The organism is Pseudomonas sp. ES1 (assembly GCF_050586605.1).
Taxonomy (GTDB): domain Bacteria; phylum Pseudomonadota; class Gammaproteobacteria; order Pseudomonadales; family Pseudomonadaceae; genus Aquipseudomonas; species Aquipseudomonas sichuanensis.
Genome location: NZ_JBOBDM010000025.1, coordinates 13,810 through 39,635, shown reverse-complemented (window position 1 = coordinate 39,635; position 25,826 = coordinate 13,810). Strand labels below are relative to the sequence as shown.

Genomic DNA, 25,826 nt, shown 5'->3' with positions numbered 1-25,826 from the left:
AAGACGCCCATAGCCACATTCCAGACAATGTGGGTTTCGTTAAGTTAAGAAGTGCTGACAGGACGTTGACTGGTGCCCCTGCCCGCTCTCCTCTCCATCAGACCAAGTCGCGTAGGGCGAGCTCGCTTCTGATGCGTTGCAGCACCTGCTCGATGGACAACTCCGTGGAATCCAGCTGGATCGCATCGGCCGCCGGTTTGAGCGGGGCCACTGCGCGCTGGGTGTCGCGCTCATCACGCGCTCGGATCTCATCTAGCAGACTCGACAGACTAACATCTTCGCCCTTGCCCTTCAACTGCAGGTAACGGCGACGGGCACGCTCTTCGGCACTGGCGGTGAGGAACACCTTCAACGGCGCGTCCGGGAACACCACGGTACCCATGTCACGGCCATCAGCGATCAGCCCGGGCGCCTCGCGGAAAGCCCGCTGGCGCTGCAGCAGCGCCTCACGCACGGCCGGCAGCGAGGCGACCATCGAGGCACCAGCACCAACCGTTTCGGTGCGGATGACATTGCTGACATCTTCACCCTCGAGAATGATCTGCTGCAACTTGCCAGGCTCGGCAGCGATGAACTGCACGTCCAGATGAGCCGCCAGGGCCTTGAGCAGCTCTTCGTTGGTCAGGTCGACACCGTGGTTGCTGGCATTGAATGCCAGCAGGCGATACAACGCGCCGGAGTCGAGCAGACGCCAGCCCAGCTCACGGGCCAGCAGCCCTGCGACCGTACCCTTGCCCGAGCCGCTTGGCCCGTCGATGGTGATGACCGGCGCTTGCGAATTCACGACTTGCCCTCTTCTGCGACGCGAATACCGACTTCCTTGCACAGCGCCAGGAAGTTGGGGAACGACGTGGCGACGTTGGCGCAGTCATGGATGACGATCGGTGCAGTGGCGCGCAGCGATGCGACGCTGAAAGCCATGGCGATACGGTGGTCACCGTGACCGTGCACTTCACCGCCGCCGATCTGGCCGCCATCGATGATGATGCCGTCAGGGGTAGGCTCGCACTTCACGCCCAGGGTGATCAGGCCATCGGCCATCACCTGGATGCGATCCGATTCCTTGACCCGCAGTTCTTCGGCACCGCGCAACACGGTACGCCCTTCGGCGCAGGCAGCAGCGACGAACAGCACCGGGAACTCGTCGATGGCCAGCGGTACAAGCTCTTCAGGGATGTCGATACCCTTGAGCTTGGCGCCACGCACACGCAGGTCGGCCACCGGCTCGCCGCCGACTTCACGCTGGTTCTCCAGGGTGATGTCGCCGCCCATCAGGCGCAGGATGTCGATCACACCGGTACGAGTGGGGTTGATGCCGACATGCTCCAGGACCAGCTCGGAACCTTCGGCGATCGAAGCGGCCACCAGGAAGAACGCTGCGGAAGAAATGTCCGCCGGCACTTCGATACGGGTCGCGGTGAGCTTGCCGCCGGACTGCAGCGAGGCGACCGGGCCATTCGACGCAACCGAGTAGCCGAAGCCACGCAGCATGCGCTCGGTGTGGTCACGGGTCGGGGCCGGCTCGGTAACAGTGGTGGTGCCTTCGGCGTACAGGCCCGCCAGCAGCAGGCAGGACTTAACCTGGGCACTGGCCATCGGCAGCGTGTAGGTCAGGGCCTTGAGCTTGGCGCCACCACGGATGGTCAGCGGCGGACGCCCTTCCGGGCCGGTTTCGACCACTGCGCCCATTTCTCGCAGCGGGTTGGCCACGCGGTTCATCGGGCGCTTGGACAGCGAGGCGTCGCCGGTCATGGTCACGTCGAACGGCTGGCCGGCCAGCAGGCCCGAGAGCAGGCGCATCGAGGTGCCGGAGTTACCGACATAGAGCGGGCCAGGCGGCGGCTTCAGGCCATGCAGCCCGACACCGTGAATGGTCACGCGGCCATGTTGCGGGCCCTCGATGACCACACCCATGTCACGGAACGCCTGCAGGGTGGCAAGCGCATCTTCACCTTCGAGGAAGCCTTCGACTTCGGTGGTGCCTTCGGCCAGGGAGCCGAGCATGATCGAACGGTGGGAAATCGATTTGTCGCCCGGTACGCGAATCCGTCCGGATACGCGGCCACCAGGTTGGGCCAGGAAAATCAGGTCGTTGGCGTTCATAGCGTCCACATAGGCCCGGCGGGCAAGGATTTTACTGAAATGCTCGCGGGCAACCCGGGCGCGGGTGAACACACCCAGCAGTTGGTGCCCGTCTCCAGCATCGACCGCGTCGCGCAAGGCGTCGAGGTCGCTGCGAAATGTATCGAGAGTACGCAGGACCGCTTCCCGGTTGGCGAGGAAGATGTCATGCCACATGATCGGGTCGCTGCCGGCGATTCTCGTGAAATCGCGGAAGCCCCCCGCAGCGTACCGGAAGATGTCCAGGTTTTCATTGCGCTTGGCCAGCGAGTCGACCAGGCCGAATGCCAGCAGGTGTGGCAGGTGACTGGTGGCAGCCAGCACTTCGTCGTGGCGCTCCACCGGCATGTGCTCGACATCGGCGTCCAGCGCGCGCCACAGCCGATCAACCAAGGCCAGGGCAGCGGGGTCGGTTTCAGCCAATGGCGTGAGAATGACCTTGTGCCGGCGGAACAGCGCGGAATTGGAAGCCTCCACCCCGCTCTGCTCGGAACCGGCGATCGGGTGCCCCGGGACAAAGTGCGATAGGCCTGCGGCGAAGGCCTCACGGGCGGCGCGCACCACATTGCCCTTGGCGCTGCCGACATCGGTGATGACCGCATCGCCAAGGTCAAGCTGCGCTAGGCGCGCCAGAACCTTCTCCATGGCCAGGATCGGCACGGCCAGCTGGATCACGTCGGCACCGACACAGGCCGCAGCCAGGTCGGCTTCACAGCGATCGACCACACCCAGCACCACCGCCTGCTTGCGCGATTCGGCATCCAGATCGACACCGACCACTTCGCGGCACAGGCCGCTCTCGCGCAGGCCTTTGGCGAAAGAGCCACCGATCAGGCCGAGGCCGACGACGACCAGGCGGTTGATCAGTGGAACGGGATTATTTGTTACAGCATTAACCACGAGCGCGAACCCTGTTCAAAAACATGCCAGTCAGTGAGACCGCAGGGGGCTGCTGCGCAACCCATCGCTGGCAAGCCAGCTCCCACAGGGCCGGCGACACACTGCTCCTGGTGGGAGCCGGCTTGCCGGCGATGGGCCGTAAAGCGGCCCCAGCAAAATCGATCAAAGCACCGCTTTCGGATAAGAGCCCAACACCTTCAGCGCCACAGCCTCCTGGCTGATCTGCTCGAGCACCGCCTTGATCAGCGGGTCGCGGTGATGGCCGACGAAGTCGATGAAGAACACGTAGGTCCACTTGCCACTGCGCGACGGACGGGTCTCGATGCGCGTCAGGTCGATGCCGTTCTCATGGAAGGGCACCAGCAGCTCGTGCAGCGCGCCCGGCTTGTTGCTCATGGAAACGATGATCGACGTCTTGTCGTCGCCGGTCGGCGGCACTTCCTGGTTACCGATCATCAGGAAGCGCGTGGAGTTGTCCGGGCGATCCTCGATCTTCTCGGCCAGGCGGGTCAGGCCATACAGGTTCGCCGCCATGTCGCCGGCGATCGCCGCCGAGTTCCACTCACCCTTGACCCGCTTGGCCGCCTCGGCGTTGCTCGAAACCGCGACGCGCTCGACATTCGGGTAATGCGCGTCCAGCCACTTGCGGCACTGGGCCAGCGACTGGGCGTGGGAGTAGATGCGGGTGATGCTGTCGGTCTTGGTGTTTTCGCCCACCAGCAGGTGATGGTGGATGCGCAGCTCGACCTCACCGCAAATCACCATGTCGTGCTCGAGGAAGCTGTCCAGGGTATGGCTGACCGCACCTTCAGTGGAGTTCTCCACTGGCACCACGCCGAAGTTGACGGCACCGGCCGCCACTTCGCGGAACACTTCGTCGATGGCCGCCATCGGGCGACTGACCACGGCATGGCCGAAGTGCTTCATGGCCGCGGCCTGGGTGAAGGTCCCCTCGGGGCCGAGGTAGGCGATCTTCAACGGCTCTTCAAGCGCCAGGCACGACGACATGATCTCGCGGAACAACCGCGCCATCTCTTCGTTGCCCAGCGGGCCCTTGTTGCGCTCCATCACGCGCTTGAGCACGGCAGCTTCGCGCTCAGGGCGATAGAACACCGGCTTCTCGCCTTCGGCCAGCGAGGCGGTCTTGACCCGCGCCACTTCTTCGGCGCAGCGCGCGCGGTCGCTGATCAGCTCGAGGATCTTCTCGTCGAGGCTGTCGATGCGTACGCGCAGGGCCTTGAGTTCCTGTTCGGACATCAGCCGTGCTCCTTCTCGAATTCAGCCATGTAACCCACCAGCGCCTCGACCGCTTCCAGGCCCAGGGCGTTGTAGATCGAGGCGCGCATGCCGCCAACCGAGCGGTGGCCTTTGAGGTTCAGCAAGCCACGGGCGTCGGCGCCGGCCAGGAAAGCCTTGTCCAGACGTTCGTCGGCCAGGCGGAACGGCACGTTCATCCACGAACGGGCATTGACGCTGATCGGGTTGGTGTAGAACTCGCTGGCGTCGATGAAACCGTAGAGACGGTCCTTCTTCGCCCGGTTACGCTGCTCCATGGCCTCGACGCCGCCCTGCTCCTTGAGCCACTCGAACACCAGGCCCGAGAGGTACCAGGAATAGGTGGCCGGGGTGTTGTACATCGAGCCGTTGTCGGCCGAAACCTTGTAGTCGAGCATGGTCGGGCAGCTGCTGCGGGCACGCCCCAACAGGTCTTCACGCACGATTACCACCACCAGGCCGCTCGGACCGATGTTCTTCTGCGCGCCGGCGTAGATCAGGCCGAACTGCGACACATCGATCGGGCGCGAGAGGATGTCGGAGGACATGTCGACCACCAGCGGCACGTCACCGGCCTCGGGCACCCAGTCGAACTGCAGGCCACCGATAGTCTCGTTGGAGGCGTAGTGCAGGTAGGCGGCGTTCTTGCTCAGCTGCCACTCGTTCTGGCCCGGGATGGCCAGGTAGTCGTAGGGCTTGGCGCTGGCGGCGACGTTGACGTTGCCGAAACGACGCGCTTCCTCGATGGCCTTTTTCGACCAGATACCGGTCTCGACATAGTCCGCAGTGCCGTTTTCCGGCAGCAGGTTCAGCGGGATCTCGGCGAACTGCTGGCTGGCGCCACCCTGCAGGAACAGCACCTTGTAGTTGGAGGGGACGGACAGCAGGTCACGCAGGTCCTGCTCGGCCTTCTCGGCGATGGCCACGTAGTCGTCGCTGCGATGGCTCATTTCCATTACCGACAGACCCTTGCCGCGCCAGTCCAGCATTTCTGCCTGGGCACGCTGCAGGACGGCATCAGGAAGCGCGGCGGGGCCTGCGCAGAAGTTAAAGGCTCGTTTGCTCACATCCACTCTCGCTCTGCCAAATAGTACAAATCTGCAATCTTCGATACTGCACAGACCCCTGTGGGAGCGGGCTCACCCGCGAACCCCGGCATGGCCGGGGCTTGCACCGCGGCGGCGCTTTCGCGGGTAAACCCGCTCCCTCAGGGTATTGCACCGCCCTTCAGGACGCTGCCGACGCTAATCAGTCAAACGGGGCGACCTTGGTCGCCCCGTTCGGGTTGTTGCACTTGCTTACTCTTGCGGCGCCTCTTCAGCGCCGGCGCTGTCCTCGTCAGCGGCATCCACCGCGTCGAGCGGTGCGCCCTCCTCGTCCGTCTCGATTACATCATCGAGTTCGTCCTCGGACGGCTCCTGGATACGCTCCAGGCCCACCAGCGTCTCGTCGGCAGCCAGCTTGATCAGCGTCACACCCTGGGTGTTACGGCTCAGGCTGGACACCTCGCCAACCCGCGTGCGCACCAGTGTGCCCTGGTCGGAGATCAGCATGATCTCTTCGCCTTCCTGCACCTGGATAGCGCCGACCAGCAGGCCGTTGCGCCCCTTGGTACCCATGGCGATCACGCCCTGGCCACCACGGCCGCGACGCGGGAACTTGGACAGCGGGGTACGCTTGCCGAAGCCACGCTCGGAGGCGGTGAGGATCTGCGCGCCGGACTCCGGGATCAGCATCGAGATGATCTGCTGCCCTTTGCCCAGCTTCATGCCACGCACGCCACGGGCGGTACGGCCCATTTCACGCACGACGCTCTCGGCGAAACGGATCACCTTGCCGGCGTCGGAGAACATCATGACTTCCTTGGCGCCGTCGGTGATGGCCGCGGCGATCAGGGTGTCACCCTCTTTGAGCTTCAGGGCGATCAGGCCATTGGAGCGCGGACGGGCGAACTGCACCAGCGGGGTCTTCTTGACGGTACCGGAGGCGGTGGCCATGAAGATGTAGGCGCCAGTCGCTTCGGCAACCCACTCTGGCGTGTCACCGTCTTCCTCGTCGATCTCCTCGGCTTCTACCAGCTCGCCTTCGATCACGCTGTCATCGCTGTCCTCCAGCTCTTCCTCAGGATCTGCGTGCTGCTGCAGCGCCTCCAGGTCGATCTGCAGCATGGCGGTGATGCGCTCACCTTCTTCCAGCGGCAGCAGGTTGACCAGCGGGCGACCGCGAGCGGCGCGGGAGGCCTCTGGGATTTCGTAGGTTTTCTTCCAGTACACCTTGCCCTTGCTGGAGAACAGCAACAGGGTGGCGTGGCTATTGGCGACCAGCAGGTGTTCGACGTAGTCCTCATCCTTGACGCCGGTAGCCGACTTGCCCTTGCCACCACGGCGCTGGGCCTGGTACGCGGACAGCGGCTGGGTCTTGGCATAACCACCGTGGGAGATGGTCACCACGCGCTCTTCTTCCGGGATCATGTCGCCGTAGTTGAGGTCGTGGCTGGCATTGAGGATCTCGGTGCGGCGGGCATCGCCGTACTCGGCGCGAATCGCTTCGAGCTCTTCGCGGATCACTTCCATCAGGCGCTCGGCGCTGCTGAGGATGCGGATCAGCTCGCCGATCTGCTCGAGAATCTCCTGATACTCGGCCAGCAGCTTCTCGTGCTCCAGGCCAGTCAGGCGGTGCAGGCGCAGGTCGAGAATGGCCTGGGCCTGTTCCGGCGACAGGTAGTACTTGCCTTCGCGCAGGCCGTATTGCTCCGGCAGGTCTTCCGGGCGGCACGACTCGGCACCGGCGCGCTCGACCATCACCTGCACGGCGCTGGATTCCCAGGCCATGGCAACCAGTGCTTCCTTGGCCTCGGAAGGCGTCGGCGAAGCCTTGATCAGGGCGATGACCGGGTCGATATTGGACAGTGCGACAGCCTGGCCTTCAAGGATGTGGCCACGCTCGCGGGCCTTGCGCAGCTCGAACACGGTACGCCGGGTCACCACTTCGCGGCGGTGACGGACGAAGGCTTCGAGCAGGTCCTTGAGGTTGAGCAGGCGCGGGCGACCGTCGATCAGGGCAACGATGTTGATGCCGAACACGCTCTGCAGCTGAGTCTGCTGGTAGAGGTTGTTGAGCACCACTTCCGGCACCTCGCCGCGACGCAGCTCGATGACGATGCGCATGCCGTCCTTGTCGGACTCGTCGCGCAGCTCGGTGATGCCTTCGATCTTCTTCTCTTTCACCAGCTCGGCGATCTTTTCGATCAGACGCGCCTTGTTCAGCTGGTAAGGCAGCTCGGTGATGACGATCTGCTGACGACCACCGACCTTGTCGATGTCTTCGATCTCGGAGCGGGCGCGCATATAAATGCGGCCACGGCCGGTGCGATAGGCCTCGATGATGCCCTGGCGACCGTTGATCTGGCCGGCCGTCGGGAAGTCCGGGCCCGGGATGAACTGCATCAGCTCATCGACCGTGATATCGGAGTTGTCGATCAGCGCCAGGCAGCCATCGATCACTTCGCCCAGGTTGTGCGGCGGAATGTTGGTGGCCATGCCCACGGCGATACCGCTGGAGCCGTTGACCAGCAGGTTGGGGATACGGGTCGGCATGACCGCCGGGATCTGCTCGGTGCCGTCGTAGTTGGGCACCCAGTCGACGGTCTCTTTGTGCAGGTCGGCCAGCAGCTCGTGGGCCAGCTTGGACATGCGCACTTCGGTGTATCGCATGGCCGCGGCGTTGTCGCCGTCCACCGAACCGAAGTTGCCCTGGCCATCGACCAGCAGGTAACGCAGCGAGAACGGCTGCGCCATACGCACGATGGTGTCGTACACGGCAGTGTCGCCGTGGGGGTGGTACTTACCGATCACGTCACCGACCACACGGGCGGATTTCTTGTACGGCTTGTTCCAGTCGTTGCCCAGTTCGCTCATCGCATACAGAACGCGACGATGCACGGGCTTCAAGCCGTCACGCGCATCGGGCAGCGCTCGCCCGACAATCACGCTCATCGCGTAGTCGAGGTAAGACTGTCTCAGTTCGTCTTCGATATTGACCGGGAGGATTTCTTTGGCCAGTTCGCCCATGAGAAGCCTGATTCCTTTTTCTGGTGAAACTTCGCCTGATCCCTCGAAGGACGAACGAAGCTCGCCGCCGCAGCGCATAGGGGTGCGACGACATACGACAAATCAATGAGTTGTGCCATGGATCTGCGCAATGAAGGCCGTCTCAACGAGCGGCCTTGGAAACTGCCGGATGTTACCACAAAGGCTGGGCGCATGGGAGATATGGCAGGATGCCGCCGTGCCCCGCAACAGCCCCATCCATTTGGAGAGGGCAAAGCCACCGAAACCCTCTCAATGCAGGCGTTTGCGGCACATCAGCTGGGCGATTTTCGCGGTATCCGGGCGCTCGACCACGCCTCTTTCGGTAACGATCACATCGATCAGGTCGGCCGGCGTGACATCCACCACCGGGTTGTAGGCCTCGACATCGGCCGTCACCTGGATGCCTTCCACCTCCAGCAGCTCTTCTTCACCGCGCACTTCCAACGGGATGTCTTCACCCGTGGCCAGGTTCAGGTCGATGCTGGTGCTCGGCGCCACCACCATGAAGCGCAAGCCATGGTGCATGGCCGTGACCGCCATCTGATAGGTGCCGATCTTCGCCGCCACGTCGCCATTGGCAGCGATACAGTCGGCACCGACCACCACCCAGGTGATGCCCTTGACCTTCATCAGGTGCCCGGCGGCAGAATCGGCGATCACCGTCACCGGCACGCCATCGGCGGCCAGCTCCCAGGCTGTCAGGCGCGAGCCCTGCAACCACGGGCGCGACTCACAGGCGTAGACCCGCTCGACCATGCCTTCCAGCGCCGCGGCCCGGATCACCCCCAGCGCGGTACCGAAACCACCGCTGGCCAGCGCCCCGGCATTGCCATGGGTCAGCAGCACCTGCTCGCTGCCCTGGTGCTTGCGGATCTGCTCGACACCGAACTGGGCCATGGTCAGGTTGGCCTCCCGATCGCTTTCATGGATGGCGATCGCCTCGGCCTCCAACGCCGCCAGCACGTCCTCTTCAGGGCGAATGCGCTGCAGGCGTTCGCGCATTCGGTTAAGCGCCCAGAACAGGTTGGCCGGCGTCGGGCGCGCCTCGCCCAGCATCATGAAGTCTTCTTCCAGGGCCTCTTCCCAGCCGTCGCCTTCCGCCAGCCGCTGACGCAACGCCAGCACCAGCCCGTAGGCGGCGCAGATGCCGATTGCCGAAGCGCCGCGCACGGCCATGTCGCCGATCGCCTCGACCACCGCCGCAACGTCGGTGCAGGCCAGCCAGTGCTGCTCGAGCGGCAGCAGGCGCTGGTCGAGCAGGTGCAACGCGCCGTCGCGCCACTGGATGCCCGTCACCGTCTCCGCCGCCAAAAGTTGCTCGCGCATCGCCTCTCCCCGTCGCCCTGGCATCAAAAGCCGGCGATTATAGCGACCCTCAGCCCCGGACGCTCGGGTATACTGCGCGTTTCGCCGAACCGACCCAGGTATATGCCGCGCATGCCCACCGCCACTCCCCCTCTCGACCTGCTGCTCGTACCGCAATGGCTGGTGCCCGTGGAGCCGGCGGGGGTGGTACTGACGGGGCACGCGCTGGGTATCCGCGACGGCCTGATCGCCTGGCTCGGGCCGCGCGAGCGGGCACCCCGGGCAAACGAGGTGCGCGAGCTGCCCGACTGCCTGCTCAGCCCCGGGCTGGTCAACGCCCACGGCCATGCCGCCATGAGCCTGTTCCGCGGGCTGGCCGACGACCTGCCGTTGATGACCTGGCTCCAGGAGCACATCTGGCCGGCCGAGGGGCGCTGGGTCGACGAAGCATTCGTGCGCGACGGCACCGACCTGGCCATCGCCGAGCAGCTCAAGGGCGGCATCACCTGCTTCGCCGACATGTATTTCTTCCCCCGCGAAGCCTGTGACCGCGTGCACCGCAGTGGCATCCGCGCACAGATCGCCGTGCCCCTGCTGGACTTCCCGATCCCAGGCGCACGCACCCCGGAAGAAGGCCTGCAGCTGGCCATCGAGCTGTTCGGCGACCTGCGCCACCACCCGCGCATCAGCATCGCCCTCGGCCCGCACGCGCCCTACACGGTCAGTGATCAGAACCTGGAAAAGATCCGCATCATCGCCGACCAGCTCGACGCGCCGCTGCACATGCACATCCACGAGACCGCCAGCGAAGTCGAGCAGGCGCTTAACGACACCGGCGAGCGCCCGCTGGCGCGCCTTGCTCGCCTGGGCCTGCTCGGCCCCAACCTGCAGGCGGTGCACATGACCCAGGTCAGCGACGAGGACTTGGCGCTGCTGGTAGAAAGCAACACCAGCGTGGTCCACTGCCCGGAATCCAACCTCAAGCTGGCCAGTGGCTTCTGCCCGGTGGAGCGCCTGTGGCAGGCCGGCGTGAACGTGGCCGTCGGTACCGATGGCGCAGCCAGCAACAACGACCTCGACCTGCTCGGCGAAACCCGCACCGCCGCCCTGCTGGCCAAGGCCGTCGCCGGCAGCGCCACCGCCCTGGATGCCCACCGGGCACTGCGCATGGCCACGCTCAATGGCGCCCGGGCGCTGGGCCTTGAGGACGTGACCGGCTCACTGGAGCCGGGCAAGGCCGCCGACCTGGCCGTGTTCGACCTGTCCGGCCTGGCCCAGCAACCCGTGCACGACCCGGTTTCGCAACTGATCTACGCCACCGGCCGCGACTGCGTCAAGGACGTCTGGGTCGCTGGCCACCCCCTGGTGCAGGACCGCCGCCTGACGCGGATGGACGAGCAGGCCCTGGCCGCCACGGCTCGCGCCTGGGGAGCCCGCATCGGCGGGCACAACGAATGACTGGCCGGCAGCCACGGCTGCCGCCCCGTGACACTCTTTATCGAAGTTTCAGAGGACTGTTCAGATGAGCAACGTCGACCACGCCGAAATCGCCAAGTTCGAAGCCCTGGCCCACCGCTGGTGGGACCGCGAAAGCGAGTTCAAGCCCCTGCACGACATCAACCCGTTGCGCGTCAACTGGATCGACGAGCGGGTCAGCCTGGCCGGCAAGAAAGTGCTCGACGTCGGCTGCGGCGGCGGCATCCTCAGTGAAGCGATGGCCCAGCGCGGCGCCACCGTCACCGGCATCGACATGGGCGAGGCACCGCTGGCGGTGGCCCAGTTGCACCAGCTGGAGTCCGGCGTCGAAGTCGAATACCGGCAGATCACCGCCGAAGCCCTGGCCGAGGAAATGCCCCAGCAGTTCGACGTGGTCACCTGCCTTGAAATGCTCGAGCATGTGCCTGACCCGTCCTCGGTGATCCGCGCCTGCTACCGCATGGTCAAGCCCGGTGGCCAGGTGTTCTTCTCGACCATCAACCGCAACCCCAAGGCCTACCTGCTGGCCATCGTCGGCGCCGAGTACATCCTCAAGATGCTGCCGCGCGGCACCCACGACTTCAAGAAGTTCATCCGCCCCTCCGAGCTGGGTGCCTGGAGCCGCGCTGCCGGCCTAGAAGTGAAGGACATCATCGGCCTCACCTACAACCCGCTGACCAAGCACTACAAGCTGAACAACGATGTCGACGTCAACTACATGATCCAGACCCTGCGCGAGGAATGAGCATGCGCCTGCGAGCAGTACTCTTCGACATGGATGGCACCCTGCTGGACACCGCGCCAGACTTCATCGCCATCTGCCAGGCGATGCTCGCCGAGCGCGGCCTGCCGGCCATCGACGACGCGCGCATCCGCGACGAGATTTCCGGCGGCGCCCGCGCCATGGTTGCCGCGACCTTCGCCATGGACCCGGACGCCGATGGCTTCGAGGCCCTGCGCCAGGAGTTCCTCGAGCGCTACCAGCGCGACTGCGCGGTGCACAGCAAGCTGTTTGACGGCATGGCCGAGCTTTTGGCCGACATCGAGCGCGGCAACCTGCTGTGGGGCGTGGTCACCAACAAGCCGGTGCGTTTCGCCGAGCCGATCATGCAGCGCCTGGGCCTGGCCGAGCGCTCGGCGCTGCTGATCTGCCCCGAGCACGTGAAGAACAGCAAGCCCGACCCGGAGCCGATGATCCTCGCCTGCAAGACACTGAACCTGGACCCGGCCAGCGTGCTGTTCGTCGGCGACGACCTGCGCGATATCGAGTCTGGCCGCGATGCCGGCACCCGCACCGCCGCCGTGCGCTATGGCTATATTCATCCACAGGACAACCCCAACAACTGGGGCGCCGACGTGGTGGTGGACCACCCGCTGGAGCTGCGCAAGGTGATCGACAGCGCGCTGTGCGGCTGCTGATTTCCGCTTGACAGCGCCTGTCTGTGGGAGCGGGTTTATCCGCGAAGAATCCACCGCGGTGCAAGGCGGGTAAACCCGCTCCCACAGGGACTGTGTCGCATCACCGAACCCGAAGGACAAATCACATGTTCGACTACACCGCCCGCCCCGACCTGCTCAAAGGCCGGATCATCCTGGTCACCGGCGCCGGTCGCGGCATCGGCGCCGCCGCCGCCAAGGCCTATGCCGCCCTGGGCGCCACGGTCCTGCTGCTGGGCAAGACCGAAGCCAACCTCAACGAGGTCTACGACCAGATCGAAGCCGCCGGTCATCCGCAGCCAGCGGTCATCCCGTTCAACCTGGAAACCGCCCTGCCGCACCAGTACGACGAACTGGCAGTGATGATCGAGGAGCAGTTCGGCCGCCTCGACGGCCTGCTCAACAACGCCTCGATCATCGGCCCGCGCACGCCGATGGAGCAGCTGTCAGGCGACAACTTCATGCGGGTGATGCACATCAACGTCAACGCTACCTTCATGCTTACCAGCACCCTGTTGCCGCTGCTCAAGCTGTCGGACGACGCCTCGGTGGTGTTCACCTCCAGCAGCGTCGGGCGCAAGGGCCGGGCCTACTGGGGCGCCTATGGCGTGTCGAAGTTCGCCACCGAAGGGCTGATGCAAACCCTGGCCGACGAGCTGGAAGGCGTGGCGCCGGTACGCGCCAACAGCATCAACCCGGGCGCCACGCGCACGGCGATGCGGGCACAGGCCTACCCAAGCGAAAACCCGCAGAACAATCCGCTGCCCGAAGAGATCATGCCGGTGTATCTGTACCTGATGGGGCCGGATAGCAAGGAAGTGAACGGCCAAGCGCTGAACGCGCAATAAACCCTGGATTGCCGGCGATTAGGCCCGCAAACCCAACAACGATCCTCAGCCCGCCGCCAAGGCCGGGCGCATACGCCCTTGCTGGCGCCCTTCCAGCTGCATGCAACGCTCCAGGAACAGGAACATGCAATCGTAGCTCTTGCAGATCGCCCGGCGCAGTTCGGTGCGCAACCCCAGCGTCGGGTTCTCTCCCGCCAGGGTGCAGATGATCTCCAGCGCTTCCCACGGGTGCGCATCATCGTACTGGGCGTGCATCTTCAGCCACTTCATCGCGCGCTTGCGGGTTTCATCGGGGAAACCTTGGGCGTAAGTGTCATTCGCGCAGACCACCGCCGACCACTCGCCCGTGGCACCTTCGATGGCGTAGTTGGTGGCGGCCATGGCGATGGCCAGTGACTCGGTGGCGCAGACCCGCCAGCACCAGTCGTTGAGGCCGTTGAGCTCTGGCGGCACTTCCTGCGCCTGCAACTCGTGCAGGTGAATACCGTGGGCCTGGCACCAGTGCACCCAGTAGTCGGCATGGTTGAGTTCGACGCGGATATTGCGCATCAGCCAGCGCCGCGCCATGTCTTCACCGGCGTGGCGCCCGTAGCGGGTCTTGGTGAGGTTGTGAGCCATGTACAGCGAGAACTGCTCGACCACCGGCCAACCGCCGATCAGGTACTGGCGCACGGTCGCCGGGCGCAGCTGACCGTCGCGCAGGCGCTGGTAGAACTCGTGCTCGACCACCCTGCGCTTGCTTTCGCGGCAATCCTCGATCAGTTGCTGGGCCCAATCCGGATAACTGGCCGGATCCATCAAGGGGCCGATCCTTATGAATGAATCAATCACTGTCAGCTCCTTGATTCCCTGTGATTCCCGGGCTGTATTCAGCGAAAGGTCCCCGGCGCCCGGTGCAACAGGGGTCTCGCGGCAATCCGTTGGCGCTGCAGGCTGTCGCAGGTGAACACCTGCGGCCGCTCGATGAGATAACCCTGGGCGTAATCCACGCCGATTTCCTGCAAAGCCTGTTCGATCAACGGCGTCTCGACGAACTCGGCGATGGTGCGCTTGCCCATCACATGACCGATGTGATTGATCACCTCAACCATAGCCCGATTGATCGGATCGTCGAGCATGTCTTTGACAAAACTTCCGTCGATCTTCAGGAAGTCTACTGGCAAATGTTTCAAATAGGCGAATGACGACATCCCGGCGCAGAAGTCATCGAGGGAGAACTTGCAGCCCAGCCCTTTCAATTCATTGATGAATCGAATCGCGCTCCCAAGATTGGCAATTGCGCTGGTCTCGGTTATTTCAAAACAGATGAGCCGTGGCGGGATATCGAACTCGCCAAACAGCCGTTGCAGGTATTCGAGGAAGTTGTCGTCACCGATGCTCGCCCCCGACAGGTTGATCGCGCACAGGGCCAACGGCCCTTCGCGCCCCTCGTCCAGGCATTGGCGGATCACCTGGAACACACTGCGCACCACCCAGCGATCGAGGGCCGTCATCAACCCGTAACGCTCGGCCGCCGGGATGAAGCTGTTGGGCAGGATGGTGCGGCCACTTTCATCGTGCAGACGCAGCAGGATCTCGATATGGCCGGGGCCTTCCTGCCCTTGCAGGGGGGCGATTTCCTGGGCGTACAGGCAGAAGCGGTTCTCCTCCAGGGCCACATGCAGGCGCTGGATCCAGGCCATCTCGCCAAAGCGCATGGACAGCTCGCTGTCGTCGGCGTGATACACCTGGACCCGGTTGCGGCCTTTCTCCTTGGCCATGTAGCAGGCCATGTCGGCAGCCCGCAGCGACGCCTCCAGGGTGCTCGGCGCCTGGGCGATATGCACCAGGCCAATACTCACGGTGGTGACGAATGGCCGGCCCTTCCACACGAAATGCAGGCTCTGCACCACCTGGCGCAACTGCTCGGCAATGCGCTCGGCCTGCTCCGGCGGGCAGTTCTCCAGCAGCACGCCGAATTCGTCGCCGCCCAGGCGCGCCAGGGTGTCACCCTCGCGCAGACCCGACTGAAGCACCGCACAGATATGCCGCAGCAACTCGTCGCCGGCGGCATGGCCAGAGGTGTCGTTGACCAGCTTGAACTGGTCGAGATCGAGGAACATCAACGAGTGGCGCCCCGCCTGGCGCATCAGGGTGTTGAGCGCCTGCTCCAGGCGATATTCGAATTCGCGGCGGTTGGCCAGCCCGGTGAGGGCGTCATGGGTCGCCTGCCATGACAGGTTGGCGATGTATTGACGCTCCTGGGTCATGTCGTGGAGCACCACGACGATGCCGCTGACCTGGCCGTCGGTGAGTATCGGCGAACCCACCAGGTTGATGGAGACCGTGCTGCCATCCAGGCGCTGGATCAACCGAGCATGCTCGTCGCTGCCCTTGAGGCTGCCGCTGAGCACCTGCTCGACCAGGGTCCGGCTGTCCTTCTCGGCGTTCTCGTCGAGCAGGCTGAACAACGCCGCCAGTGGCAGACCCTCGGCCTGGGCGGCCTGCCAGTGAGTCAGTTGCTCGGCAGCGGGATTCATGAAGGTGATGCAGCCATCGACGTCGGTGGTGATCACCGCATCGCCGATCGACTCGAGGGTGACCTGCGCCCGCTCCCGCTCTTCCTGCAAGGCACTGGCGAACGCCTGGCGCTGGGCCAGCAGCTTGCTTGAGCGCAGCCAGGCCATGGCGATGAGGAACAGCGCAGTGATCAGGTTGGTGAGCATCAGCACTTTGAGCAGCGCCCGCGAGCCCTCGCCCAGGGCATCGCTGAAGGCCTTGGCCGCCGGGGTCACGCCGTCGTTGATGGCGACGATGCGGGCCTTCCATTGCGCCACCTGGCCGGCGTCGACAGCACCGCCGACAAAGCCCTCGCGCATTTCGCCGGCCAGCACATCGAGCTGGCGCAAGTAGTCGTCGCCGATATCCCAGTAGTCGATGGCGGTCTGCATGTAGCTGATGTTGCGAAAGTTGCGGTAAAACCAGATGATCCGGGCGACATCGTCCGGGTGGTTGCCGCCCTGCAGGATGCCCTTGCGCGCGGCCTCGATGTCTGGCTCCGGCCGGTCGAGCGCCAGGCGCAGGTTGTGGTCGCCCTGGGGCACCAGAATGGCCTGACGATAGCGCTGGTAGGTCAGCGGATGCCGGTCGTCGGCATACAGGCTCAGGTAGTAGATGGCGTCTTTCTGCGCCTTGGACCACAGGCTTTCCCCCGCCACGTAGGCACGTACCGAGGACAACGCATAGAGGCTGAGGCTGCCCAGCAGCACCTGGAAAACCACAACGGCAACGAAAGGCCAGATGATGCCCAGCAGCCTTGGCGCTTCGAGAGTCCGATTTCCCTTCATGTAGTCCCTGTCACGGCGGCAGATAAGGCACGAATCGACCTAGACACAGCACAGCGTAGGCCATTTGCCATGAAGCAGCGACAAGCGACAAGCCTCAAGCGACAAGAAAAAGCGCACGCGTTTATCTTGCCGCTTGAGGCTTGCCACTTGCGGCTGTTTTTTCAGGTCTGCTGCAGATGCCCGTACAGCTTGGCGTACAAGCCACCTTCGGCGATCAGTTGCTGGTGGTCGCCGTCCTCGGCCACATGCCCGCCGTCGAACACCAGCACCCGGTCGGCCTGTTTCACCGCCGACAGTCGATGGGCGATGATCAGCGTGGTGCGTCCGCTGAGGAAACGCGCCAGAGCCTGGTGCAGGTTGTACTCGGTGGCGGCATCCAGCGCCGAGGTGGCCTCGTCGAGAATCACCACCTTGGGCTCGGCCAGCACCATGCGCGCAATCGCCAGGCGCTGACGCTGGCCGCCGGACAGGCGTACCCCGGAGCGGCCGACCACGCTGTCCAGGCCCTGAGGGAGTGCCGCGATGGTGGCATCCAGCTGAGCGATACGCAGCGCGTGCCAGCAGGCGTCGTCGCTGCAGTCGCGGCCCATGGTCAGGTTGGCACGTACGCTGTCGTTGAACAGCGACGGGTGCTGCAGCACCACCGCAACGTGCTCGCGCAGGGTCTCCAGGCCGATCTCCTGCAGGCTGGCACCACCAAAACGGATGGTCCCAGCCTGGGCGCTGTACAGCCCCAGCAACAGTTGCACCAGGGTGCTCTTGCCACCACCACTGGCACCGACGATCGCCACCTTCTCACCCGGGGCGATGGACAGGTTCAACTGGTCCAGCACCGGTTCTTCGGCATAGGCAAAACGCAGGTCACGCACCTCGATCCCCACGGTCTCACGCCCGGCGAACGGGTCGCTGGCCGCCGGGTACTGCGGCTCGTCAGCGCGCGCCAGCAGCTCGTTGAGCCGGCTCAGGGCGCCGCCGGCGGCGTAGTAGGCGTACTGCAGGTTCAGCAATTGCTCCACCGGGCCGATCATGAACCACAGGTAGCTGAACACCGCCAGCATCTGGCCGATGGACAGGTCGGAGAACAGCACGGTGAGCATGGCGGCGGCACGGAAGATATCGATGCCGAACTGGAACAACAGCCCGCTGGCGCGGCCACTGGCATCGCTTTTCCACTGCGAAGCGACGGCGTAGTCGCGCACCTCGCGGGCCCGCAGGCCAAGGCGGCCGAGGAAATAGCCCTGGCGGTTGCCAGCGCGGATCTCCTGGATGGCATCGAGGGTTTCGGTCAACGCCTGGGTGAAGCGTGCAGTGCTGTCGTTCTCGAGCTTTTTCAGGTGCTTGACGCGTTTGCCCAACTGCACGGTGAAGTAGATCACCAGCGGGTTGAACAGCAGGATCAGCAGCGCCAGCTGCCAGTGCATCCAGATCAGGATCGCCGCCGTGCCGGTGAGTGTCAGCACCGCCACCAGGAAACGGCTGAGGGTTTCGCCGACGAACTTGTCGAGGGTATCCAGGTCGGTGACCAGGTGCGTGGTCACCGTGCCGCTGCCCAGGCTTTCATACTCCTGCAGCGAGATGCGCTTGAGCCGCTCGATCAGGCGGATGCGCAGGCGGTAGACGATATCCTTGGCCAGGCCCGCGAACAGCTTGGCCTGGACCACGTTGAAGGCCAGCGCTGCCAGGCGCAGGGTCAGCGTGGCGCAGAGCATCAGGCCGATATAACCGGCGGCCACCTGCCAGTTGCTGGGCAGCAGCTGGTTCATCCATTTGAGCGCGGCATCGCCATGCCCCAGCAACACTTCGTCCACCAGCAGCGGCAGCAGCAAGGGGATCGGCACACTGCACAGGGCGGCGAACACGGCCACCAGGTTGGCGCTCCACAGGGCTTTCTTGTGGTGCAGGGCCAGGCGGCGGATTTCCGCCCAGCTCAAGCGATCGGGCACAGCGGGGGGCTTCCCGGGTACCGGGTCTGGCGACCCGGGCAGGTCAAGCACAAACGGCCTGCTGCAGCCAGCGGCCGAGCAAGGGTTGCAGGCTCTGCAGCGGCTGATAGCCGTTGGTCAGCAGGGCCAGCTGGCCGTTGCGCTCGGCCAGCAGCGTGGGGAAGCCGGCGATGCCCAGGTCCTGCACCCAGGCGAAATCGGCCGTGGTGGCGGTGCGGGTGTCGTGGCTGGCGAAGCGCAGGGAGAACGCCTCCCGATCGAACCCGGCCTGTTCGGCCAGCTCGACCAGTTGCGGGGCGCGGGTGACATCCACGCCCTGCTGGTAGAACGACGCCTGGATCAGCTTGAGCAGATGCCAGGCGCGCTGCTCGTCCAGCTCACGCGCCGCAACCAGGGCGCGGCAGGCGGGCTCGGTGTCGTAGACGAAACCGTCTGGCATCGCGCCTTCAAAACGGAACGGTTGCCCGGTGGCGTCATGCACCGCCTGCCAATGCTCGAGGATGTACTTGCGGGTCGAGGCGTCCAGGGCGCTGCCGCCGGTACGCAACCCGCCCGGCACCAGGCGGGTGCTGACACCGGCCTCGCGCGCCTGGGCGATCAGCGCTTCGGCCACCGGGGCGAAGCCCCAGCACCAGGAGCACATCGGGTCCATCACATAGAGCAGGCGTGCGGACATGCATCAGGCCTCGGCTTTGTAGTTGAAACCGATCGGGTGCGGCTGGTTGCGCGCCTTGGCCAGCTCGATCTGCTTCTGGCGGTCGATGGCGCTGCGCCGGGTCTTCTCGCTCAGGTTGTCCCAGCAATGCGGGCAGCTCACGCCTGGCGAATAGTGCTCGGACTCGCGGTCCTGCGCATCGACCGGGTGGCGGCAAGCGTGGCACTGGTCGTACTCGCCCTCGCTCAGGTCATGACGCACGGTGACCCGATTGTCGAAGACGAAGCAGTCGCCGTCCCACAGGCTTTCTTCCTGAGGTACTTCCTCGAAGTATTTCAGGATGCCGCCCTTCAGATGATAGACCGCTTCATAGCCCTCACTGAGCATGTAGCTCGAGGCTTTTTCGCAACGGATGCCACCGGTGCAGAACATGGCCACCTTCTTGTGCTTGCTGGGGTCGAAGTTGGCCTTGATGTATTCGGGGAACTCGCGGAAGGTCTCGGTCTTCGGGTCGATGGCGCCCTTGAAGGTGCCGATGGCCACTTCGTAGTCGTTGCGGGTGTCGATCAGCAGCACTTCAGGGTCGCTGATCAGGGCGTTCCAGTCTTTCGGATCGACGTAGGTGCCCACTGCCTTGTTCGGGTCCACGCCCGGCACGCCGAGGGTGACGATCTCTTTCTTGAGCTTGACCTTGGTGCGGTAGAACGGCTGCTCGTCGCAGTACGACTCTTTATGGTCAACGTCCACCAGGCGCGGGTCGTTGCGCAGCCAGGCCAGCAGCCCGTCGATGCCTTCACGGGTAGCCGACACGGTGCCGTTGATGCCTTCATGGGCCAGCAGCAGGGTGCCTTTGACGCCGTTTTCCAGCATGGCGTTGAGCAGCGGCTCGCGCAGCTCGAGGTAGTCTTCCAGGGTGACGAACTTGTACAGCGCCGCCACGACGATCGGTTGGGTCATTGCGTTGAATCTCCAGGTGGTTGCCCTCGTAAGGGGCGGACCGGGGTCTACAAGAACAAGGGGGCTGCTGCGCAGCCCATCGCCGGCAAGCCGGCTCCCACAGGTCGGGCGCATGCCTCAAGAGAGGCGCCGTACCTGTGGGAGCCGGCTTGCCGGCGATGGGCCGCACAGCGGCCCCCTAGGGAATGTCGCGAAGTGTACCAGAACGACGGAAAGGATTCAGTGCCCGCCGCCGGCACACACCGGCGAAGCCGGCGCACTGCCCACCTGCGCCCACTCTTCGGGGGTGTAGGTGTGAATGGCCAGGGCATGGATCTCGCCCATCAGCTCAGCCATGGTGGAGTAGACCTTCTGGTGACGCTTGACGCTGTTCAGCCCGGCGAACTGCTCGCTGACCAGCACCGCCTTGTAGTGCGTCTCCTGGCCACGGCTGTGCATGTGGCTTTCGTTGAGCACTTCAAGGTGCGCGGTGCCCAGCGGCGCCAGTTGCTGTTCGATGCGTTGCTGCATGCTCATCGCGATGGGCTCACTTCTTGGCCGGGGCCTTGCCGGCGTTCGGGTCGAGTTCCTTGGTCATGTCGTCGAGCAGCTTGTTGACCACCGGTACCGCAGGCTCGAGGCTCTGTTGGGTGAGCTGGGCCGACTGCTGGGTAACCTTGGGCATTTCGCGCAGGACTTTCTTGCCCAGCGGCGACTCGTAGAACTTGACCAGGTCGTTCAGCTCGCCTTCGGTGAAGGTGGCGGTGTACAGGTCGACCATCTTCGGCTTGAGCTTCTTCCAGCCGATGGCGTTGTCCAGGGCGGCGTTGGCCTTGGCCTGGTAGCTGTCGAGCACGGTTTTCTTGGAGGCCGGCGCCTTGGTCTGCTCGAAGCGCTGGGCGAACATCTGCTGGACCTGCATGTACACCGGCGTGCCCAGCTTGTCGGCGTTGGCCAGGGTCAGGAATTTCTCGGCGGCGGCATTGTGGCTGGGGGTGGCAGCGAGTACCTGGCCGCTGGCACAGACCAGGGCTACGGCGGCACAGAGGACACGGAGACGGGTCATTGCATTTCCTTCAAGAAAGGGAGGCGGGTACCTCAGAGTAGAGCATTCTGCGCTGTGATGGCGAAGTGCTCAAGGGCTACGACAAGCGTGGGAACCGCTTGGTCGAATCAGGGCCTAAACTGCGAATTCGGACTACAAAGGAGTGAGCGCAGCATGAGCCGTATCGAGACAGACAGCCTGGGCCCGGTGGAAGTTCCGGAGGGCGCCTACTGGGGCGCGCAGACCCAGCGCTCGCTGATCAACTTCGCCATCGGCAAGGAACGCATGCCCCTCGCCGTGCTGCACGCCCTGGCGCTGGTCAAGAAAGCCGCGGCGCGGGTCAACGACCGCAACGGCGACCTGCCCGCCGACATCGCCCGGCTGATCGAGCAGGCCGCCGACGAAGTGCTCGGCGGCAAACACGACGATCAGTTCCCGCTGGTGGTCTGGCAGACCGGCAGCGGCACCCAGAGCAACATGAACGTCAACGAGGTGATCGCCGGGCGCGCCAACGAGCTGGCCGGCAAAGGTCGTGGCGGCAAGGTGCCGGTCCACCCCAACGATCACGTCAACCGTTCGCAAAGCTCCAACGACTGCTTCCCCACCGCCATGCACATCGCCGCCGCCCAGGCCGTGCAGCACAAACTGCTGCCGGCCATCGCCGAGCTGTCATCCGGGCTGGCCGAGCTGTCGGCGCGCCACCAGAAGCTGGTCAAGACCGGCCGCACGCACATGATGGACGCCACGCCGATCACTTTCGGCCAGGAAGTCTCGGCCTTCGTCGCCCAGCTCGACTATGCCCAGCGCGCCATCCGCGCCACCCTGCCGGCGGTCTGCGAGCTGGCCCAGGGCGGTACGGCGGTGGGCACCGGGCTCAACGCCCCGCACGGTTTTGCCGAGGCCATCGCCGCGGAGCTTGCAGCCCTCTCCGGCCTGCCTTTCATCACCGCACCGAACAAGTTCGCCGCCCTCGCCGGCCACGAGCCGCTGACCAGCCTGGCCGGCGCGCTGAAAACCCTCGCGGTGGCGCTGATGAAGATCGCCAACGACCTGCGCCTGCTCGGTTCCGGCCCGCGCGCGGGGCTGGCCGAAGTCCGCCTGCCGGCCAACGAGCCCGGCAGCTCGATCATGCCGGGCAAGGTCAACCCGACCCAGTGCGAGGCGCTGTCGATGCTGGCCTGCCAGGTGCTGGGCAACGACGCGGCAATCGGCTTTGCCGCAAGCCAGGGGCACCTGCAGTTGAACGTTTTCAAGCCGGTGATCATCCACAACCTGCTGCAGTCGATCGAGCTGCTGGCCGATGGCTGCAGCAACTTCCAGCAGCACTGCGTGGCCGGTATCGAGCCCGACGCCGAGCAGATGGCCGAGCACCTGGAGCGCGGGCTGATGCTGGTGACTGCGCTTAACCCGCACATCGGTTATGACAAGGCTGCAGAAATCGCCAAGAAGGCCTACAGCGAAGGCAAGACCCTGCGCGAGGCGGCACTGGAGCTGAAGTACCTGACCAACGAGCAGTTCGACCAGTGGGTAAGGCCGGAGAACATGCTGGCGCCAGGCGGCAAGGGCTGATCGATTGACCGCGCAGGCTTCATCGCCGGCAAGCCGGCTCCCACAGAGTGAACGCGAGCCCCTGTAGGAGCCGGCTTGCCGGCGATGAAGCCAGCACCGATGCTCAGTGAACCTGCACTGCCCGCGCCCGCCGCGCCTTCCACCCCGCCACCAACGATGGCCCCAACGCCACCAGCGCCGACCCCAGCACCACCGTCACCGCCCCGAGATACCCCAGCGCATTGATATCCTCGGCATGCACGTATTCCGGCCAGGCCCAGGCCGCGATCGCCACCGCAATGAAAGTGACCAAAGGCGTCAACGCCAGCGTCGCGCTCACCCGCGAGGCCTCCCAGTGCGCCAGGGCTTCGGCGAAGGCGCCATAGGCCACCAGCGTGTTGAGGCAGCAGGCCAGCAGCAGCCAGCCCTGCAATGGGCTCAACTGCAGGGCCTCCAGTGGGTGCACCCAAGGCGTCAGCAGCATGGCGCAGCCCAGGTACATCACCATCATCACCTGCTGCGAGCCCCACACCGTCAGCAGTTGCTTCTGGCTCAGGGCGTAGAACACCCAGATGCTGGTGGCCAACAGGATGGTCAACACCCCGGTGGTGTAGGCCCCCAACGAGGTCAGCAATTCTTCCAGGCGCTGGTTGAAGAACAGCCCGAAGCCCGCCAACAGCACCACCAGGCCAATGCCCTGCCCAATGCTGAAGCGCTCCTTGAACACGAACACACTGGCCACCAGCAACAATACCGGCCCCAGTTGCACCACCAGCTGCGCGGTACCGGGGCTGAGCAGCTTCAGGCCGATCAGGTACAGCACATAGTTGCCCAGCAACCCGCCGATGGCGACCAGCATCAGCAGTTTGCCCTTGCCGCCCAGCCGGCCGAACGACGGCAGGCGTCGACGGGCCGCCAGCCAGGCGAACAGCAGCCCACCGGACACCGCAAGGCGGTACCAGGTGACGGTCACCGGGTCCATCACTTGCAGTACCTGCTTGAGCTTGATGGGCAAGATGCCCCATAGCAGCGCGGTCAACAGGGCGAGCAGCAGGCCGAAAAGCCAACGGCCGGAAGTGATGTGCATGGTGTCCTCGGTCAGGCCCGTGGTGGGGGTAACTGGATTCTAAGGGGTTGCAGCACCGGGCCGAGGACGGGTTGCGGGAAAAGAATTCATCAGGTCATTCCCGGGGGGCATGGTTGCCCCCCAGCGGCAAGCTACAAGCCTCAAGCTTCAAGCTTCAAGAATTGCGGCCCGTGCGCCGAGCCGCTTTTACTTGAAACTTAAAGCTCGCAACTTGCCGCTGATTCATTTCTTATGCCGGGCAAACGCCGCTTCCAGCGCCTCATTGATGGTGCGCAGCACCTTCACCCGTGCCCAGCGTTTGTCGTTGGCCTCCACCAGCGTCCACGGTGCGATCTCGGTGCTGGTGCGGTCGACCATGTCGCCCACCGCTTCGCTGTAGAGGTCCCACTTGTCGCGGTTGCGCCAGTCTTCCTCGGTGATCTTGTAGCGTTTGAACGGGATCTGCTCGCGCTCCTCGAAACGCTCAAGCTGGGTCTGCTGGTCGATGGACAGCCAGAACTTGACCACCACCACCCCGGCGTTGCGCAGCTGCTCCTCGAAGTCGTTGATCTCGCCATAGGCGCGCATCCAGTCGGCCGGGCTGCAGAAGCCCTCGACCCGCTCCACCAGCACCCGCCCGTACCAGGAGCGGTCGAAGATGGTGAACTTGCCGCGCGCCGGAATGTGCCGCCAGAAGCGCCACAGGTAAGGCTGGGCGCGCTCCTCCTCGGTGGGCGCGGCCACCGGCACGATCCGGTACTGTCGCGGGTCGAGCGCCGCCGCCACCCGACGGATCGCCCCGCCCTTGCCCGCGGCGTCATTACCTTCGAACACCGCCACCAGCGCATGCCGGCGCATGTGCTTGTTGCGCAGCAGGCCGGCCAGGCGCGCCTGCTCGGTGACCAGCTGTTCTTCGTAGTCGCGTTTGTCCAGGCGCAAGGTCAGGTCCAGCGCCCCGAGCAGGCTCTTTTGGTCGATGGCGCGCCCAAGCGGCGCCACATTGCCCTGATGCTTGCCCTTGGGGTTGTTGGCCAGCGCAGCCTGCAGGCTTTCCAGCAGGATGCGCCCCACCGCCAGGCTGCGGTAATGCGGGTCGAAGCCTTCGACCACATGCCAGGGCGCATAGTCGCGGCTGGTGCGGCGCAGCACGCGCTCGCCAAAGCGCACGAAGCGGTCGTAGGTTTCCGATTGCTGCCAGTCCAGCGGGCTGATGCGCCAGTTGTGCAGCGGGTCGTCCTTCAACGCCTTGAGCCGCGCCTTCATCTGCTTCTTGGACAGGTGGAACCAGAACTTGATGATCAGCGCGCCTTCGTCGCAGAGCATCTGCTCCAGGCGCTCGGCCCCGGCGATGGCCTGATCGAGCACGGCGTCCTTGAACTGGCCATGCACCCGACCTTCGAGCATCTGGCTGTACCAGTTGCCGAAGAACACGCCCATGCGCCCTTTCGGCGGCAGGGCCCGCCAGTAGCGCCAGGCCGGCGGGCGGGCCAGCTCTTCGTCAGTCTGCTGGTCGAAGGTGCGCACCTCGATCAGGCGCGGGTCCATCCACTCGTTGAGCAGCTTGACCGTCTCGCCCTTGCCGGCGCCCTCGATGCCGTTGATCAGCACGATCACCGGGAAGCGCCCCTGCTGCTTGAGGTCGTACTGGGCTTCGAGCAACGCCTCGCGCAGGGCGGGCACTTCGGCCTCGTAGGTGTCCTTGTCGATGCTGTGACCGATTTCCGCGGATTCGAACATGCTGGGCTCCTTCAATGGATCAGCTACAAGCTACAAGCTTCAAGCTGCAAGAAAAAGCGGCGCGTGCGACTATCCGCTTTTATCTTGCAGCTTGAAGCTTGCAACTTGCGGCTTAAT

General features: G+C 64.7%; 20 protein-coding genes. 5 read left to right on the top strand and 15 right to left on the bottom strand.

Annotated features, from left to right (window positions below; translation table 11 throughout):
- Positions 1–97: 97 nt before the first annotated feature.
- The 6 genes from cmk to mtnA all read right to left on the bottom strand — a co-directional run bounded on the left by cmk (position 98) and on the right by mtnA (position 9,713).
- Entirely contained in the window at positions 98–784 is a 687-nt protein-coding gene (cmk, locus tag ACQ4N9_RS12635; RefSeq protein ID WP_110992523.1) for a (d)CMP kinase, read from the bottom strand.
- Entirely contained in the window at positions 781–3,021 is a 2,241-nt protein-coding gene (locus tag ACQ4N9_RS12630) for a bifunctional prephenate dehydrogenase/3-phosphoshikimate 1-carboxyvinyltransferase (RefSeq protein WP_390967690.1), read from the bottom strand. The genes cmk and ACQ4N9_RS12630 overlap by 4 nt, the downstream gene beginning before the upstream one ends.
- A gap of 162 nt (positions 3,022–3,183) precedes the next feature.
- A complete protein-coding gene (gene pheA / locus ACQ4N9_RS12625; protein ID WP_125463104.1) occupies positions 3,184–4,278 on the bottom strand; it encodes a prephenate dehydratase in 1,095 nt (364 codons plus the stop codon).
- On the bottom strand, positions 4,278–5,363 hold the full coding sequence (gene serC, locus ACQ4N9_RS12620; protein ID WP_390967689.1) for a 3-phosphoserine/phosphohydroxythreonine transaminase: 1,086 nt from the start codon (positions 5,361–5,363) through the stop codon (positions 4,278–4,280). The genes pheA and serC overlap by 1 nt, the downstream gene beginning before the upstream one ends.
- A 231-nt stretch (positions 5,364–5,594) precedes the next feature.
- Entirely contained in the window at positions 5,595–8,366 is a 2,772-nt protein-coding gene (gene gyrA, locus ACQ4N9_RS12615) for a DNA gyrase subunit A (RefSeq protein ID WP_390967688.1), read from the bottom strand.
- Positions 8,367–8,636: 270 nt separating this feature from the next.
- Positions 8,637–9,713 carry an S-methyl-5-thioribose-1-phosphate isomerase gene (gene mtnA, locus ACQ4N9_RS12610; protein ID WP_390967687.1) on the bottom strand — a complete coding sequence of 359 codons (1,077 nt, stop codon included), beginning with the start codon at positions 9,711–9,713 and terminating at the stop codon, positions 8,637–8,639.
- A 111-nt stretch (positions 9,714–9,824) separates the two neighbouring features.
- Between mtnA and ACQ4N9_RS12605 the strand changes: the two genes are divergently transcribed.
- The 4 genes from ACQ4N9_RS12605 (at position 9,825) to ACQ4N9_RS12590 (ending at position 13,453) form a co-directional block, all read left to right on the top strand.
- Positions 9,825–11,150 carry a TRZ/ATZ family hydrolase gene (locus tag ACQ4N9_RS12605; protein ID WP_390967686.1) on the top strand — a complete coding sequence of 442 codons (1,326 nt, stop codon included), beginning with the start codon at positions 9,825–9,827 and terminating at the stop codon, positions 11,148–11,150.
- A 64-nt stretch (positions 11,151–11,214) separates the two neighbouring features.
- Positions 11,215–11,913 carry a bifunctional 2-polyprenyl-6-hydroxyphenol methylase/3-demethylubiquinol 3-O-methyltransferase UbiG gene (gene ubiG, locus ACQ4N9_RS12600; protein ID WP_110992516.1) on the top strand — a complete coding sequence of 233 codons (699 nt, stop codon included), beginning with the start codon at positions 11,215–11,217 and terminating at the stop codon, positions 11,911–11,913.
- Between the two features lie 2 nt (positions 11,914–11,915).
- Positions 11,916–12,587, top strand: a complete 672-nt coding sequence (gene mupP / locus ACQ4N9_RS12595) for an N-acetylmuramic acid 6-phosphate phosphatase MupP (RefSeq protein ID WP_390967685.1) — start codon at positions 11,916–11,918, stop codon at positions 12,585–12,587.
- 125 nt (positions 12,588–12,712) lie between these two features.
- The gene (locus ACQ4N9_RS12590; RefSeq protein WP_110992514.1) at positions 12,713–13,453 is read left to right on the top strand and encodes a YciK family oxidoreductase; all 741 of its coding nucleotides are present in this window, start codon (positions 12,713–12,715) and stop codon (positions 13,451–13,453) included.
- Positions 13,454–13,498: 45 nt separating this feature from the next.
- Here the strand turns inward: ACQ4N9_RS12590 and ACQ4N9_RS12585 are convergent, their stop codons facing one another.
- The 7 genes from ACQ4N9_RS12585 to ACQ4N9_RS12555 form a co-directional block, all read right to left on the bottom strand.
- The gene (locus ACQ4N9_RS12585) at positions 13,499–14,284 is read right to left on the bottom strand and encodes a TenA family transcriptional regulator (RefSeq protein WP_390967684.1); all 786 of its coding nucleotides are present in this window, start codon (positions 14,282–14,284) and stop codon (positions 13,499–13,501) included.
- Between the two features lie 38 nt (positions 14,285–14,322).
- Positions 14,323–16,779, bottom strand: coding sequence for an EAL domain-containing protein (locus ACQ4N9_RS12580; RefSeq protein WP_390967683.1), 2,457 nt, complete (start codon positions 16,777–16,779; stop codon positions 14,323–14,325).
- 161 nt (positions 16,780–16,940) lie between these two features.
- Complete coding sequence (locus ACQ4N9_RS12575) at positions 16,941–18,773, bottom strand: ABC transporter ATP-binding protein (protein ID WP_390967682.1); 1,833 nt, start codon at positions 18,771–18,773, stop codon at positions 16,941–16,943.
- Complete coding sequence (locus tag ACQ4N9_RS12570) at positions 18,766–19,398, bottom strand: DsbA family protein (RefSeq protein WP_390967681.1); 633 nt, start codon at positions 19,396–19,398, stop codon at positions 18,766–18,768. The genes ACQ4N9_RS12575 and ACQ4N9_RS12570 overlap by 8 nt, the downstream gene beginning before the upstream one ends.
- A 3-nt stretch (positions 19,399–19,401) precedes the next feature.
- Entirely contained in the window at positions 19,402–20,334 is a 933-nt protein-coding gene (locus tag ACQ4N9_RS12565; protein WP_390967680.1) for a rhodanese-related sulfurtransferase, read from the bottom strand.
- A gap of 219 nt (positions 20,335–20,553) precedes the next feature.
- Complete coding sequence (locus tag ACQ4N9_RS12560) at positions 20,554–20,850, bottom strand: BolA family protein (RefSeq protein ID WP_390967679.1); 297 nt, start codon at positions 20,848–20,850, stop codon at positions 20,554–20,556.
- A 10-nt stretch (positions 20,851–20,860) separates the two neighbouring features.
- Positions 20,861–21,379, bottom strand: coding sequence for a DUF2059 domain-containing protein (locus ACQ4N9_RS12555; RefSeq protein WP_110992507.1), 519 nt, complete (start codon positions 21,377–21,379; stop codon positions 20,861–20,863).
- 153 nt (positions 21,380–21,532) lie between these two features.
- Here ACQ4N9_RS12555 and ACQ4N9_RS12550 point away from each other — a divergent pair, with 153 nt between their 5' ends.
- Entirely contained in the window at positions 21,533–22,927 is a 1,395-nt protein-coding gene (locus ACQ4N9_RS12550) for a class II fumarate hydratase (protein ID WP_390967678.1), read from the top strand.
- 103 nt (positions 22,928–23,030) lie between these two features.
- Here ACQ4N9_RS12550 and ACQ4N9_RS12545 read toward each other — a convergent pair whose 3' ends face one another.
- Together ACQ4N9_RS12545 and pap are read right to left on the bottom strand one after the other, a co-directional pair.
- On the bottom strand, positions 23,031–23,993 hold the full coding sequence (locus tag ACQ4N9_RS12545) for a DMT family transporter (RefSeq protein ID WP_390967677.1): 963 nt from the start codon (positions 23,991–23,993) through the stop codon (positions 23,031–23,033).
- 222 nt (positions 23,994–24,215) lie between these two features.
- On the bottom strand, positions 24,216–25,709 hold the full coding sequence (gene pap / locus ACQ4N9_RS12540; protein WP_125463089.1) for a polyphosphate:AMP phosphotransferase: 1,494 nt from the start codon (positions 25,707–25,709) through the stop codon (positions 24,216–24,218).
- Between the last annotated feature and the right edge of the window lie 117 nt (positions 25,710–25,826).